Origin of the sequence: Streptomyces sp. NPDC093544 (assembly GCF_040683495.1) — a bacterium.
GTDB lineage: Bacteria > Actinomycetota > Actinomycetes > Streptomycetales > Streptomycetaceae > Streptomyces.
Genome location: NZ_JBFBEA010000032.1, coordinates 64,308 through 78,075, shown reverse-complemented (window position 1 = coordinate 78,075; position 13,768 = coordinate 64,308). Strand labels below are relative to the sequence as shown.

Annotated in this window: 14 protein-coding genes and 1 pseudogene; 5 read left to right on the top strand and 10 right to left on the bottom strand. The window is 67.4% G+C overall.

The window, feature by feature from the left end; genetic code table 11:
* Positions 1-50 precede the first annotated feature (50 nt).
* The 3 genes from AB0N66_RS36175 to AB0N66_RS36165 all read left to right on the top strand — a co-directional run bounded on the left by AB0N66_RS36175 (position 51) and on the right by AB0N66_RS36165 (position 4,077).
* The gene (locus AB0N66_RS36175) at positions 51-872 is read left to right on the top strand and encodes a class I SAM-dependent methyltransferase (RefSeq protein WP_365443101.1); all 822 of its coding nucleotides are present in this window, start codon (positions 51-53) and stop codon (positions 870-872) included.
* Between the two features lie 251 nt (positions 873-1,123).
* Positions 1,124-2,251 carry an NlpC/P60 family protein gene (locus tag AB0N66_RS36170; RefSeq protein ID WP_365443099.1) on the top strand — a complete coding sequence of 376 codons (1,128 nt, stop codon included), beginning with the start codon at positions 1,124-1,126 and terminating at the stop codon, positions 2,249-2,251.
* Between the two features lie 491 nt (positions 2,252-2,742).
* On the top strand, positions 2,743-4,077 hold the full coding sequence (locus AB0N66_RS36165; protein WP_365443097.1) for a SpoIIE family protein phosphatase: 1,335 nt from the start codon (positions 2,743-2,745) through the stop codon (positions 4,075-4,077).
* Between the two features lie 49 nt (positions 4,078-4,126).
* On the opposite strand, the gene AB0N66_RS36160 is transcribed toward AB0N66_RS36165, so the two are convergent.
* The 6 genes and pseudogenes from AB0N66_RS36160 to AB0N66_RS36135 all read right to left on the bottom strand — a co-directional run.
* Positions 4,127-4,462 (bottom strand): DUF2516 family protein, encoded by a 336-nt coding sequence (locus AB0N66_RS36160; protein ID WP_365443137.1) that lies wholly within the window; start codon positions 4,460-4,462, stop codon positions 4,127-4,129.
* Positions 4,463-4,733: 271 nt separating this feature from the next.
* Positions 4,734-5,351, bottom strand: a complete 618-nt coding sequence (locus tag AB0N66_RS36155) for a hypothetical protein (RefSeq protein WP_365443095.1) — start codon at positions 5,349-5,351, stop codon at positions 4,734-4,736.
* A gap of 155 nt (positions 5,352-5,506) precedes the next feature.
* The gene (locus tag AB0N66_RS36150) at positions 5,507-6,097 is read right to left on the bottom strand and encodes a helix-turn-helix transcriptional regulator (protein WP_365443093.1); all 591 of its coding nucleotides are present in this window, start codon (positions 6,095-6,097) and stop codon (positions 5,507-5,509) included.
* A 169-nt stretch (positions 6,098-6,266) separates the two neighbouring features.
* Positions 6,267-6,854, bottom strand: coding sequence for an SMI1/KNR4 family protein (locus AB0N66_RS36145; RefSeq protein ID WP_365443091.1), 588 nt, complete (start codon positions 6,852-6,854; stop codon positions 6,267-6,269).
* Positions 6,855-6,897: 43 nt separating this feature from the next.
* Positions 6,898-7,275: a transposase gene (locus AB0N66_RS36140; RefSeq protein WP_365443089.1), complete on the bottom strand. Its 378-nt coding sequence runs from the start codon at positions 7,273-7,275 to the stop codon at positions 6,898-6,900.
* Positions 7,276-7,759: 484 nt separating this feature from the next.
* Positions 7,760-8,431 (bottom strand): annotated as a pseudogene (locus AB0N66_RS36135) (ISL3 family transposase); the annotation flags it as partial.
* Positions 8,432-8,714: 283 nt separating this feature from the next.
* On the opposite strand from AB0N66_RS36135, the gene AB0N66_RS36130 reads away from it, so the two are divergent.
* Positions 8,715-9,224, top strand: coding sequence for an NUDIX domain-containing protein (locus AB0N66_RS36130; protein ID WP_365443087.1), 510 nt, complete (start codon positions 8,715-8,717; stop codon positions 9,222-9,224).
* Between the two features lie 81 nt (positions 9,225-9,305).
* Positions 9,306-9,902, top strand: coding sequence for a nucleotidyltransferase family protein (locus AB0N66_RS36125; protein ID WP_365443085.1), 597 nt, complete (start codon positions 9,306-9,308; stop codon positions 9,900-9,902).
* 94 nt (positions 9,903-9,996) lie between these two features.
* On the opposite strand, the gene AB0N66_RS36120 is transcribed toward AB0N66_RS36125, so the two are convergent.
* The 4 genes from AB0N66_RS36120 to AB0N66_RS36105 all read right to left on the bottom strand — a co-directional run bounded on the left by AB0N66_RS36120 (position 9,997) and on the right by AB0N66_RS36105 (position 13,711).
* Complete coding sequence (locus AB0N66_RS36120) at positions 9,997-10,947, bottom strand: PIN domain-containing protein (RefSeq protein WP_365443083.1); 951 nt, start codon at positions 10,945-10,947, stop codon at positions 9,997-9,999.
* A 296-nt stretch (positions 10,948-11,243) separates the two neighbouring features.
* A complete protein-coding gene (locus tag AB0N66_RS36115; protein ID WP_365443081.1) occupies positions 11,244-11,972 on the bottom strand; it encodes a serine protease in 729 nt (242 codons plus the stop codon).
* A 310-nt stretch (positions 11,973-12,282) separates the two neighbouring features.
* Positions 12,283-13,206: a DUF5677 domain-containing protein gene (locus AB0N66_RS36110; protein WP_365443079.1), complete on the bottom strand. Its 924-nt coding sequence runs from the start codon at positions 13,204-13,206 to the stop codon at positions 12,283-12,285.
* Positions 13,207-13,396: 190 nt separating this feature from the next.
* Complete coding sequence (locus AB0N66_RS36105) at positions 13,397-13,711, bottom strand: hypothetical protein (RefSeq protein WP_365443077.1); 315 nt, start codon at positions 13,709-13,711, stop codon at positions 13,397-13,399.
* Positions 13,712-13,768: the final 57 nt, after the last annotated feature.

The following is a 13,768-nucleotide window of genomic DNA, read 5'->3' as shown; positions in this document are numbered from 1 at the left end:
TTATCCACAGGCCCGCACTGCCTTCGTCGGGCCCGCATATTCTCGTACGCATGACAGCCCGCGCAGCGTCCCGCCCCGTGGGAACGGTGACGCGTGGGACGACGAACCCCAACCGCCTGCGTCGCATGGACCGCTGGATCGCGGCGACGTACGGAGCCGAACTGCGCCGTGCCACCGACCCCGTCGCGGTCGACCTCGGCTACGGCGCCGCGCCCTGGACCGCGGTCGAGCTGCTCCAGCGCCTGCGCAGCGTGGCTCCACGCACGCGCGTGGTGGGCGTCGAGATCGAACCGGCCAGGGTCGAGGCGGCGCGCCCGTACGAACGCGAGGGGCTCGTCTTCCGGCACGGCGGCTTCGAGGTCCCGGTGCCGCGGCGACCGTGGCTCATCCGGGCGGCGAACGTGCTGCGCCAGTACGACGAGGAGCAGGTCGCCGCGGTCTGGGAGCGCCTGTGCGCCCGCCTCGCGCCGACGGATCCGTCGGCCGGGTCGCGGGGCGGCCTGCTGGTCGAGGGCACCTGCGACGAGATCGGCCGCCGGCACGTCTGGGTCGCCCTCGGCCCGGAGGGGCCGCGCACGGTCACCTTCGCCACCCGACTGGGCTCGCTGGACCGCCCGTCCGACCTCGCCGAGCGCCTCCCGAAGGCACTCATCCACCGCAACATCCCGGGCGAGCCCGTCCACGCGTTCCTGCGCGACTTCGACCGCGCCTGGGCCGCCGCCGCGCCCTACGCCTCGTACGGCGCCCGGCAGCGCTGGATCCGGGCGGTCCGCGATCTGACGGCCGACTGGCCGGTGACGGACGGCATATCCCGCTGGCGGCAGGGCGAAGTGACCCTGCACTGGGAGGCGTTGGCGCCGCGGGTGGTCTGACCCGCGGGGAACGGCGGGCGTGAACCGTTCGTCACACATGCGGGGAGATCGTCTTGCAGGGATCCCCCCTGCGGGGAGATCGCCTTGTGGGGGGCACCTCGTGGGGAGATCCCCTTGCGGGGAGATCGTCTTGCGGGGGTGGAGAGGGGGAAAGGAGTTCTTGCCCTCCTCTGTCGTGTTGCGCGCCGACATGGCACGATCCCCCAGGCGTCCATAGGTTACTGACGGTCAATCAGTTTGGGGGCGGAGAAATGGGATCCGGCAAGCGGAGCCTGACCACGACGGCCATGACCCTGGCCTGCGCATGCGCATGTGCCTACGCGGTACTGGCGGCACCCGGCGTGGCATACGCGAGCCCGGATCCGACTCCTACACCGTCCTCGGCTCCGACCACGGATCCGGATCTGACGCTGCCCCCCGGCGCGACGCCAACATCCGTGAGCAACGAGGAACTTGAAGCCGTACGCACGAAGCTGGACGCCCTCTACCACTCGGCGGCGGTGGCCACGGACGCGTACAACGCGGCGGAGGAGCAGACCCAGCAGCAGTCCGCCGAGATCGTCGGTCTGGCCCGCGAGATCGTCAAGGGCCAGGAGAGACTGGACGACTTGAAGGACCTCGCGGGTGCCGCCGCCCGCGAGCAGTACCGGAGCGGCGGGCTGCCGCCCGAGGCCCGGCTGTGGCTGAGCGACGATCCGCAGGAGTTCCTGGACGGCGCGGGCCGCGTACGCCAGGGCGAGCACGCGACCGAGGGGCTGCTCGCCGAGCTGACGCGCACCCAGCAGGACTTGGAGCAGTACGCGAAGGACGCCTCCACGCAGTGGACGAAGCTGGAGTCCAACCGCAACGCCAAGGCCGAGGCCAAGAAGAAGGTCAAGCAGCAGATCGCGGCCGCGGAGAAGCTGGAGTCCCAGCTGGAGGCGGACGAGAAGGAGCGGCTGGCCAAGCTGGAGGAGGAGGCCGCGTACCAGGCGCAGACGGCCTGGCTGAACTCCGGTCTCGTCCCGGGCAGCGGCGGCACGGCGTCCGAGCAGGGCGAGAAGGCCGTGGCGTACGCGACCGCGCAGACGGGCAAGCCGTACGAGTGGGGCGCCGAGGGCCCCAAGTCGTACGACTGCTCAGGGCTGACCTCGCAGGCCTGGGCGTCCGCCGGAGACGGGATTCCGCGCACCTCGCAGGAGCAGTGGAAGCAGCTCACCCGAGTCGACGTCAAGGACATGCGCCCCGGCGACCTGATCATCTACTTCGCCGACGCCAGCCATGTCGCGATGTACATAGGCGACGGCGCCATGGTGCACGCTCCCCGTCCAGGGCGGACGGTGACGGTCGCGGGGGCGGGTTCGATGCCGATTCTGGGGGTCGTACGGCCTGACGCGTGAGGCGGGCGGGGCGGGCGGGGCGGCATCCGGGGTGAGCTGCACCTGCCCGAAGCGGCCTGCTCCGCGTGAGCGGGTCTGCGTGAGCGGGTCTGCGTGACCGGGCCCAAGCGGCCCGCTCTATGTGACCGGCCCGCGTGACCTGGCCTACGTGACCGGCCTCCGTGACCACCGGGCCGAAGCGGCCTGCACCACGTGACGTGACCGGCACGAAGCGACTTGCCCGAATTGCCCCGCCTGGGCGTGACCTGCCCCACGTGACACAGCGCACTGGTGGCCTCCCCGCGCAACCGCGGGGACGTGACCTTCGTCATCCCTGGCGGAGCCCCGTCGTGTCCAAGTGCGTTACAGGATGCGGCATATGACGGTGGCTGTTTGCCAGACCCCGTGCGGTACACCATTCCGTTGCGGCACCCGCTGACGCTATGGTCCCGGTCGGTGGTGCGAGCACTTCGCCGCGCCACGCCCTCGGGGGGAGGGAAGGAACCCAGACGATGCCTGTACCCGTACCGCGGCAGAGAGCGATCCCGGCCGCGGAGAGTGGTCCGGCTCCGGACGCGTTCTCACCCGGCGGCCCACCCGGAATCGAACCCGGCGGCCCCGCCGGGTCGGGATCGGCGACCGGCGCCGCGGCCCCTGCCGACAGCACCGCCACGACTCACCTGACCCTGCTGGTCATCGAGAACGACCCGGCGGGTTCCCTCAGCGTGCCCGAAATGCTCGACGCCACAGGCAAGCCGATCCGGATCCGCAGCGCCCGCAACCTCACCGAGGCCGAGCGGCTGCTCACCGACGACGTCCACTGCATCCTCCTCGACCTCGCGCTGCCGCCCGCGGGCCGGGCAGCCGAGCCCGACGACGAGCTGGCAACGCTCAAGCACCTACTGCGGCTCGCACCCCGGCACGCCGTCCTCGCGCTCACCGCGTCCGGGGACGCCGAGCGCGGCGCGGAGGCGGTACGCGTCGGCGCCCAGGACTACCTGTTCCGCGACGAGCTGGACGCCCGGCTGCTGAGCCGCGCGATCCGCTACGCGGTGGAGCGCAAACGCTCCGACAAGGCCGAGCGGCGGCTCACCGAGTCCCGGCTGCGCGCGCAGGAGAACGCCCGCCTGGAGCGGGGGCTGCTGCCCACGCCGCTCCTGGAGGGTTCACCGCTCCGCTTCGCCGCGCGCTACCGCCCCGGCCGCTCCCGGGCGCTGCTCGGCGGCGACTTCTACGACACCGTCCGTACGCCCGACGGCACCGTGCACGCGATGATCGGCGACGTATGCGGGCACGGGCCGGACGAGGCGGCGCTCGGTGTGGAGCTGCGCATCGCCTGGCGCGCGCTGACGCTCGCTGGACTGTGCGGCGACGAGCTGCTCTCCACCCTCCAGCAGGTCCTGGAGCACGAACGCGACAGCGAAGAGATCTTCGCGACGCTCTGCACGGTGGACATCTCGCCGGACGGCCGCCGCGCCGGGCTCTGCCTGGCCGGCCACCCTTCCCCGCTGATCGCCCGCCCGGGCCGGCCTGCCCAACTACTCCCGTACGAGAACAACGGCCCGGCGCTCGGCCTGCTGCCCGGCGCCCGCTGGCCGCGCCAGCAGGTGGAGCTGGGCGGCGCCTGGAGTCTGATGCTCTACACCGACGGCCTGATCGAGGGCCACATAGGCGCGGGCAAGGAGCGGCTCGGCCAGGACGGCATGGTGGACATGGTCCGCCGCCAGCTCGCCCAGGGACTCCAGGGCGAGGAACTCCTGCGCGCCGCGGTGAACGAAGTGCGCGAGCTCAACGGCGGGGAGCTGACGGACGACGTGGCGGTGCTGTTGCTGGACCGCACGCCGTAGCTGTCGTACAGGGTCTTCTGGTTGTTCCTCTGGCAGCGGTTCGCGGTGCCTAGCGGCCGCCGTTGTAGGGCCCGTACGGGCCGTCGCTGCTGTTGCCGCCGCGGCGGCCGCCACCGCCGGAAACCTGACGGATCGCGGGGCGTACGTCCACGAAGAAGACGATCGTGGCGACCAGGCCGGCAATCTGCAGGAAGATCATCGGTACCAGCAGGTTCACGGCCACCGTGACGCCCAGGATGATCAGCCAGAACATCTTGTTCTGCTTGTCGGCGGCGCGGTACGCGTCGTCGCGGGCCACTGCGGCCATCACCAGTGCCACCGCGGCGAGCACCAGCATGGCAAGGAAGATCACCGACATGAAGCCGCTGAATGCCGTCAACAGCACAATGCCCACCGCCCGATTCGAGTCGTCTCTACGCCACCGTACCCGGAGAACGGGCCGGGAACTCTGAGAGTGCCCGGCCCGTTACTGTCGCCTTCATGCGGCGGCTTGCTACCGCCGCCCACTCCTCCCGCTCACTGCGGGAGGCTCCCGCCTACCTCGCGGGGTTCCCGCTTACTTCACGAGGCTCCCGCCGACTTCACGGGGTTCCCGCTTACTTCGCGGGGTTCCCGCTTACTTCGCGGGGTTCCCGCTTACTTCGCGGGGTTCCCGCTTACTTCGCGGGCGGGGTGGTCTTCTTCGCAGCGGTCGTCTTCTTGGCGGCCGGGGCCTTCTTCGCGGCGGGCTTCTTGGCCTGGGCGGGCTCGGCCACGACCGCGACCGGCTTCGGCTGGGCCGCAACCGGCTTCGGCTCGGCCTTGACCTCGACCGGCTCGGCGCTCGGCTCGACGGCGATGGCCAGCTCCTCGATCTCCTCGGCGGCCTCGCCACGCCAGGTCTTCACGACCTGCTCGCCCTGCTCGGCGACCTTCTCGTACGTCTCCCGGGCCTTCACGGCGTACTCGGCGGCGACGCCGATGCTGCGCAGGGCCAGGTCCTGAGCGGACTCACCGATCTTCTTGAGGTCGGTGTCGAGCGTGCTGACGAACTCCGTCACCTTGGACTGGAGCGTCTCCTGCGCCTCCTTGGCGCGGGAGGCGGCCTTCTCCTGGGCGGCGTTCGGGTCGAAGCTACGGACCGTCTCGATCCGCGACGGGGCCTCGATACGGATCTGCTCCACGATGCCGGGCACCTTCTTGGCCTGCTGAACGGCCAGGTCGGCGGTGCCGGCGAGGAAGTAGAGCGGGGTCGGGTCCGTGGCGGCCTTGCGGATGTCGTCGGTGATGGCCATGCGATGGTCCTCCCGGATTCGCGTTCAGCTGAGGGTTTGGGTGGTCCGCGGCGAGACCGGCCTGTCGGCGGTACTACGTGCGGTGTTCGTGTCGCTGGTCGTACGGCTGGTGGTATTGCTGTTCGTGCTTCTGATCGCGCTTCTGATCATGCTCGTCAACTGGCGGTCTGCTGCGGATCGGCGTCACTGGCGCCGGTCGTACGAGAGCCACGGACGGCGGTGTCCGCTGCGCTCCGCGGATGCCCGGCATCCGATATGTCCAGATCGACGCTCTGACCGATGTCGCGATCGATGTCCTGATCGAGGTGCACGTCGGCGTGCACATCGGTGTGCTGCACGTCAGCGTGCCGCACATCGACGCCAACACCTTGATCGCTCTCGTCCACCTGGGTGATCTCGAACCCGTTCTCCTTGCGGAAGGACTCGTAGATCTGGAGCAGCACCTGCTTCTGCCGCTCGTTCAGCGTGGGATCGGCGAGGATGACGGCACGCGTCTCCACCTCGTCCCGGTCCCGCTCGGCGTCGAGGATGCCGGCCCGCACGTACAGCGTCTCGGCGGAGATCCGCAGCGCCTTGGCGACCTGCTGCAACACCTCCGCGCTCGGCTTGCGCAGCCCGCGCTCGATCTGGCTCAGATACGGATTGGACACCCCGGCGGCATCGGCGAGTTGCCGCAACGACAGCTGCGCGTTGCGCCGCTGCTCACGCAGATACTCACCGAGATTGCCGACGTTGAGTGATGCCATGCCTCCACCCTGCCGCACCCTTGCTAACAATTGCAAGCAGCCGCTTGCAAAAGTGCGCTACGCCACGTGGGCTTCCGCTGAGCCTGAGCACGATAGGTGTCGTATTTGCACGACAACTGTCGTCATCCGCGTGGTTCTGGCGCACTTTCCGTGGAGTAGTCACGGAGAGTCAGATTTTCGGGGCCATGCGATGACGGCCTGGATGGGCACGGAGTCGAGGTGAAGTGAGTTCGAGGGCCCGGTTGTCGCATCCGGCGCTCATGTGGTTGAGCCAGCGTTCGTACCAGTCGAGGAAGTCGGTGGCGGAGGAGACGTTGGGGCCCCAAAACCCGTCGCTGTTGCCAATCAGGACGCGGCCGGTGAGAGGACCGGTCACGGCGATGAGGCATACGTCGGTGCAGCCCATCTCGATGGCGTGGAGGAAGAGGTCGCCTTCGTGGTCCCCGGGTCCTGCGTCGTCGAAGCCGCGGGGCGTCCCTGGTTCTCCGCGCGGATTCATGACCAGCAGGGAACATCGCTCCAGCGGCATGAGGCCATAGAACGGTGCCACGCCTGAGCCGCCGATATGCGTGAGGAACTGTCGATAGGCGTCGGGCAGGGCGATGTCGTGCTCAGCCTCAAACGCAGTGACGCGTGCTTCCGCCAGCTTCGGACCGAGGCGGAACTGGTGTTGCTCTTCCCCGAAGGAGTGGCTGCGCAGTGGTTGGAACGGGATCGCTGCCAGCTGGCGACGCAGGCGGGGTATGCGGGGATCCATGGCGCATCTTCTCTCGTCCCCGTCACCCTATGGTTGGCTGTGGTCAGTTGGCCAGGAGAACCCTCTTCCGCAGGAGAGCGAAGCCGGCCCGGCCGAACATCTGGCGCTTGAGCATCTTGATTCGGTTGACGTGTCCTTCGACGACGCCGGAGCTCCAGGGCAAGGTGAGGCCGGCGATGACGGCGTCGCGGTCACGGTCGATGCCTGCGGCGAGGGTGTGGAGGCTGGGGAGGTCGTCGCGCCGGACGGCGTCGAGCCACTGCGGAAGCCGTTCGCCCTGGCGCTCGGTGAGCATCTGAGCGAAGGACCGGACGTGACCGACAAGGGCGTCGAGTTCGGGGCAGTTGACCAGGGCTGCCTTGAGCCGGAGTTGTTCGATCTCGGTGAGGGATTCCGGGCGGCTGAGAATCCATCTGGTCACCAGGCGGGGCGCCGGTGGCTGTGCGGTGACCGGTCGGGGTGAGGTGCGCTTCTTCCTGATGTAGGCGCTGACGATGCCGTAGCTGCCTTTGTAGCCGAGCGGGACGATCTCCTCCCAGAGCTTCCAGGCATTGGTTGCGCCCTCGTTCCAGCGTTCGTCGAGGTAGGGCTTGTAGTCGTCCAGCGGAGGTCCGGTTGTATTGCCATTGCCCGTGAAAGAGGTCTTCGGGCCTGGCGGCGTCGGCGAGGCTTTTGACGGTGCGGTGGGTCATCTGGAGCTGGCGGCCGATGGAGCGGCGACTGTGGCCGGCATCCAGCATCGCGTGGACGGTGGCGTGCCTGGCCCGGATGCGGTTGGCGAACCTGTCGCTTTTCCAGGGCGACGTCAGGGTCTCTTCGGACGGTGTGGGCTCCTTGCGCTCTTCCCCGTCACCGGCTGGTTCGGGAGCCAGGACGCGCAGGCACTGGCGGTGACGGGCGACGGCCCGCTCGGCGGCCTCGCCGAGGTTGTGCCACAGGTGCCACCGGTCGGCAACCTGAGTCGCCTGGGGTGCCCCGGCCGTGGCGCCTTCGGCGAAGAACGGAGCCCGATCCCGGCAGACCACCTCGATGCCGGGCCGTTTGGCCAGCCACTTTGCCAGGCTGGATGCCTCCCGGTCAGGCAGCAGGTCCACTGGCCGTCGGGTTTCGACATCGACCAGAACCGTGCCGTAGACGCGGCCCTTGCGCGTGGCGTACTCATCGACGCCGACCACTCGCGGGGCCGGTGCCTCCGGATCAGGTAACGCATCGACCAGTCGCAAGACCGTGCTGCGGCTGACGGACACCCCGAAGACGCTTGCCATTCGGGCGCCAGCTCGGCCAGCGAGCGCGAGACCAACTGCGGCAAGCGTCGAGCGCAGCCGCTCGGTCCACCGGCTGTATCTCCGGGTCAGCCCCGGCATTTGCTCGACAAAGGTCCGCCGTCCGCACGAAGCATCCCAGCAGAAGAACCTGCGGACCCGCAGACATAGGACGACCCGTCGCCCTGCGCTGGGCACATCGGCGGGAAACCGTAGGTAGGAGCTGTGTATCCGGCTCGAACCGCTCCCGCAACCTGGGCACGCGGCCCCGGCCGCCGCGCTACAAGCCTCAATGCGTACAGTCTCGTCGTTCACGTCGACCGACAGCACCGTCACGTCTGCGATCGAGGGGAACAACAGCTCCTCCAGCCGGGGCACTGTTTCTTCCACAGCGCTGAACTGTCGCCCACGCGAGCACCACCACTGATCATTTTCAGGCAACTTCCCGGAGTCTGCTGCGCGCGTCAGCCGTCACCCACCGTGTGCGCTTCACGGAAGTTGAGCCAGAACCATCCGCGTCCGGCCTCCTGATGCAGGTGCTCTCGGGACGCCCTCCACGGGCCGCCGGGAAGCGGCGTTGTCGGTGGGTTCTGCCAGGGTGTCCGTCGTGGATGAACTGGTGGAGCGAGTCGACGATCAAGATCGTGTGCTGGGGGTGGTCAGCCGCCGGCAGGCCATCCGGGAGAGTTGGCTGCACCGGGTCGCCGTGACGGTGTGTCGTGATGAGAGTGGGCGGATCCTCGTCCATCGGCGGTCGGAGGAGCTGTCGCGCTTCCCCGGGCTCTATGAGGTCGTGGTCGGTGGCGCCGTGGGTGTCGGAGAGTCCTATGAACAGGCAGCCGCGCGGGAGCTGGCCGAAGAGCTGGGCATTCGTGTGTTGCCGCGCTTGCTGTTCACGTTCCTCAACCGCAACGGTTTGAGTCCTCACTGGCTCGGCGTGCACGAAGCCGTGGTGCCGGACGTCGTGGCCGCCGATTCTGATGAGGTCGCCTGGCATGGCTGGCTGACCGAGCCGGAGCTGCGGTCGGCCCTGCTGGAGTGGCGCTTCACCCCCGACAGCCACGAAGCCTTCAGCCAGTATCTCGCGTTCCGGACGGCGCAGTCCTGACCTTGCCCGCCTTGCAGGCTGGGACGGCTGCTTGAGGCCAACGCGCCTTGTGAGAGCGGCTGTTCGTGATAGGGAGTACGGATGCTTGATCGACTCCCGCTCGTTGAGCAACTCGATGGCTTGCGGTCCGTGCTCTCCCAGAACGAGGTCCTGACCGACGTGATGACCAGGGCAGCGACGATGGAGCTGCCCGGCTGGTATGTGACGGCGGGCTGTCTGTTCCAGACGGTGTGGAACGTGGTCACCGACAGGCCTCCGACCAGCGGCATCAAGGACTACGACATCTTCTACTTCGACGGCGCCGACCTGTCCTGGGAGGCAGAGGACGCCGTGATCAAGGCAGGGCAGGAGGTGTTCGCCGGGCTGCCAGCCGAGGTGGAGATCCGCAACGAGGCCCGTGTGCATCTCTGGTACGAGCAGAAATTCGGCGTGCCCTGCCCGCCGCACGAGTCCACCGAGGCGGCGATCGACTCGTTCGCCGCGACTACGTGCTGTCTCGGCGTGCGGCTGGACCCCGGCGGTGGATGGCGCGTCTATGCGCCCCACGGGCTCTCCGACGTGTTCAACCTCGTGGTCCGGCCGAACCCGGTGCTTGCCCCGCGGGAGGTCTATGAAGCCAAGGCAGCGCGCTGGAGAGACGAGTGGCCGGAGCTCACCGTGCTGCCGTGGCCGGGCTGACGCTCGGATGCGCGGTGCGGGTGTAGGGGTTGGAGGACGCACAGCCACCGTCATGTGGCGTGTAGCGCGGTGTTGCTGCCGTGGTCCTCGTCTTTCAACTGGTCGTCGGAGCCTCGGCTTCGGCCTGTCGGGCACGCCGCTGCGCGCGTACGCCAGTGCCAGACCTATCCGGGGCAGACCAGTCCGGCTCGTCCCCGGGGTCCTTCGTCGCCACCTTGGTCACCTGCAGCCCGGCGGCCCTGCCGCGGGTGTGCTGACTGGTATCGCATGTCAGCAACCGAACGTCACGGCCTGCCAGGCCCTGGATGGCCACGGCTCTGTCGATGATCTCTACGTCGGGGCGGTCCAGGCGCACGTGGCCGGGGGGATCGAGGACAATTTCCACGTTGACCCTGCCGCGGGTCTCGCCGTCCTGGACAGTATGTTCTCCCTCATGCAGCATCCCGTGTGTGCCGCCGTCGAGGACCCCGTCGAGGAGGCCGAGCGTGTGTGCGGCCCGCCATCGGGCCCGCTGCTTGCTGGCATCCTTGAGGTCGTCCAGTTCGTCGACCACCACGATCGGGAACAGTAGGCGCACGAACTGCCAACGCGGGACGTCGAGAATCTCGTGCAGGTCGGCATCTGCCAGCTTCACGGCGTTCTGGATGTAGAAGCTGGAGTCGGCGACGACGAAGACTTCCCGCTGGCTCCACCGGCCGATCTGCGCGTCCAACGCAGCCACAGCCGCCTCGAAGGCCTCGACGCGTTCGGCCACCTCTAGTTGCACCAGACCATTCACGAGGCGCTGCTGGGCGGTGCCGGCGAGCGTGCCACAGCTGCCCAGCAGGGCTCGGTAGCGGTCGGTGAAGACGAGCTGGGCTAGGTCCCGGTCGCTGATCTGGGAGCGCAGCATCCGCGCGGACTCCGTGGCCCATTCCAGATACGTCAGCAGCCCCTCGAAGGCGCTGCCATAGGGCCGTTGCAAGTTCATCGCCGTTGTGTGGACGCCGCTGAGGACCTGTCGAATGTTCTTCCGGTCGGCGCCCCGCCGGGGTGTGATGAGCATGCGCCGATCATGGCAGCGCGGACCGCGGGTACGCCTGGGGTTTCCGACATCGCCGCCCTTCAGCAGCACGGCTGCAGCTTCAAGTAGTCACCAGCGCTACACGCCACGTGGCACTAGCCGTACGAGAACCGGGCCATGTAGCCGGATCGATCCATGCCACCTCCCCTGGTGACGCGGCACAGCCCAGACGGCGAGCACGACCCCACTGAAGGCGCCCTTGCCGAACCGCACTGCCGACTCGTCAAGATCACCCCGTGGCAAATTGGGTTCCTGTACCTCAACTACAACCGCTGTCCTCATCGCGGGCTGTCGAAAAGCGGAGTCCAGTCCGGTGCGTCGAGGTCGAGATCGGCGACGCGTACGGCGTAACCGACGGCTACATCGACGATGCCGTCGCTGCCGCCTCTGATGGAGTACCACTCACCGACGTACACACCGATCACTTCCCAGTGGCGGCCGGGACGAACAGACAGGACGGGCGCGCCGGAGCACCCGCCACCGGCGGGCGTGCTGAGCTCGAAGAAGCGGTTCCCTCGGATGTCGTTGCGCTCCAGCGGGCGGCTGATGCGACGTCGGATGTGGCCTCGGGAGAACACCATCTCAGGGCGTGGGAGACGACGGAAGCCATCCATGGCGCCCGAGTCGTAGAGAACAGCTTCGGGGTAGCCCCAAAGCGTGTAGTCAAGGCTGGCGTGCTCCTGAGTGCGACCAAACGTGAAGGGCGAGGCATAGTTGCCGGGCTCAAGTCGGAGCACTGCTACGTCCTGCGTGGGGTGCTTTTGGATATCGACGATGGCTGCAGCGCGCCACTTGCCGTCGGCATCGACGAGCATTGCGGCATGCTCCCCGATCACCAGAGTGTCGGCGACATGGCCAGCTGTCATGGCGAGGCATCCGTCATCGGCTTGGAGTATGAAAGCGGACCCAGCATGAGCCTCGTACGCGAGGGTGCCGTCGGTGCGGCACCCCAAGCGGGCAAGGGCGACCACGAAGCTGTCGATACGGTCGGCGTCTTGGGCGGGCATGCTGAAAGGTCTACCAAGCCGGGCGTGGCGAACCTAGCAGGCCGCCCGGGACAGAGCTACTTGCGCACAATCTGAAGCAACGCTCAAGATCTGTGTACCGGTTCCGGAAGGCACACGGATCTAAGCACTCGCGTAGCTACTGTCCCTCAAGAACGCCATCAAGCGACTAGCGAATCCGCGACAGTTAAATACGCGATCCCACTATTTTACCGAGAGGCAGTAGCCCACGAGCGCATCGAGGAATTCAGATTCTATAAGCCGCAGCCGATTCCCCTACGCCTCGACGGTAAACCGTGTTCGTTGTTCGTTCCTACCTGATCCGCAATTCTTCCGGATGGATCATGAGCGGCAGCCGTCCCTGGCTCGCGGCCCCGACAAGGATCAAGGCGAGCCAAACGCCGTATGCCTGGCAGCCCATCAAGGTCTGGAGCGGCTCGAACCGGTCCGCGACGGCCTCCAGGATCTTATCGAAGAGCCAGGTTCCGTAAACGTTGGCGAGGTCGGCGTGGACTCCTTCGAATGGGTTCGAAGAGATGTTGACTGCGTGATCAGTACCCCACGTCATTCTTGCCATCTCGTGCAGGTTGGCGTGTACCGACTTAGAGCTAAGGTGATAGAAGAATTCGTACTCGTGTAGGAGATCACCCGACTCATCCATCTTTTTAACGGATGGTCCTCGCCTACCCCATCCCTGCGCTTGACAAAGTTCGGCCAGTTCGTCACGGGCCTGCGTCAAGGCGTCAGAGAAATCCCCGAATCCGAGGTCCGGAGAATCGACGTTTAGCTGCTTGTAAGCAAGAGGTAAGAAATCCTGTTGCGCCTTGATGGCCTGCAACGCCTCCACGCGGGCACGCTGGCGCACATACTCCGTTGCGACTGCCTCATCGAGCCCAATGAGCCATTTCATAAAGAACAAGTCTTCGGCCATTGCTCGAAGATGTACCCGCGCACTGGCTCGGGCTGGCGAGTCCACGGCAGCCGTGATCGCAGCAAGCGCATCGTGCGCGCGCCGTACGACGGTCCGGCTGACGATGTCCACGTTGAACCCCGCAGTGAGCGGCACGCCAAGGCAGACTGCATCTACATGAGGTGCGGCCAGCGAGACGATACGTTCGGTGGCTCGCCATAACGTCCGCTCACCGCGAAGGACGTCGGACACGTCGGCGAGCAGAACCGACTCGGCCTCAGCTTGCGAGCGCGCTTGGCGATCCGCACCCGCGTCAACTCCAGTCACGTGCCCCCTTATAGAAATCCGATGGAGATCTGTCATTCTCCACATTTGTCAGGCCTGGAGTCCCTGACATCAGCAGGGAAACGGGCCAGCCTGCCGACCACACACGGTGACACTCAGGCTGTGCTTCCCCGGGAATACGCGACCCCTCAACATGCGAGCTCACCAGTCAAGGCCGTCGTCGCTTCCGCGTTCACGAGCGCGCTCCTTGCTGAGTCTCCCGGTGAGCGGCGATCGGGTCGACGGGCATGCCGCCGCCCGGGTACGTCGGGCCGTACATCAGCCCTTCCCGGTCGGTGTACTCCACACTGCGGTACTCCCGTTCACCGGGGCACCGGTGTGGTTCCTGGGTCCAGCCGATCATCACGTGGTCATGGAACACCCGAACTTGTTGTTGCGGGTCGTCCCCGTTAGGCACGTACCAGCCGCCCCGGTAGACGGTCAGCCCGAGCGCCAGCCAGCCAGCTGCGACGGGCCCCAACAGTTCACCGATTTCGTCGGCGGTCATCGGCACCTGTTTCGGCACGACCGTTCCCCCCTCTTCGCTGAGAGCAGCAGACCCGGC

Bases quoted from the DNA above. Each gene is read 5' to 3' on its own strand.
- AB0N66_RS36145 (WP_365443091.1), bottom strand. From the start codon at position 6,854: ATGGATCCCCGCATACCCCGCCTGCGTCGCCAGCTGGCAGCGATCCCG.
- AB0N66_RS36170 (WP_365443099.1), top strand. From the start codon at position 1,124: ATGGGATCCGGCAAGCGGAGCCTGACCACGACGGCCATGACCCTGGCC.
- AB0N66_RS36125 (WP_365443085.1), top strand. From the start codon at position 9,306: ATGCTTGATCGACTCCCGCTCGTTGAGCAACTCGATGGCTTGCGGTCC.
- AB0N66_RS36115 (WP_365443081.1), bottom strand. From the start codon at position 11,972: ATGCCCGCCCAAGACGCCGACCGTATCGACAGCTTCGTGGTCGCCCTT.
- AB0N66_RS36120 (WP_365443083.1), bottom strand. From the start codon at position 10,947: ATGCTCATCACACCCCGGCGGGGCGCCGACCGGAAGAACATTCGACAG.
- AB0N66_RS36150 (WP_365443093.1), bottom strand. From the start codon at position 6,097: ATGGCATCACTCAACGTCGGCAATCTCGGTGAGTATCTGCGTGAGCAG.
- AB0N66_RS36105 (WP_365443077.1), bottom strand. From the start codon at position 13,711: ATGACCGCCGACGAAATCGGTGAACTGTTGGGGCCCGTCGCAGCTGGC.
- AB0N66_RS36165 (WP_365443097.1), top strand. From the start codon at position 2,743: ATGCCTGTACCCGTACCGCGGCAGAGAGCGATCCCGGCCGCGGAGAGT.
- AB0N66_RS36155 (WP_365443095.1), bottom strand. From the start codon at position 5,351: ATGGCCATCACCGACGACATCCGCAAGGCCGCCACGGACCCGACCCCG.
- AB0N66_RS36175 (WP_365443101.1), top strand. From the start codon at position 51: ATGACAGCCCGCGCAGCGTCCCGCCCCGTGGGAACGGTGACGCGTGGG.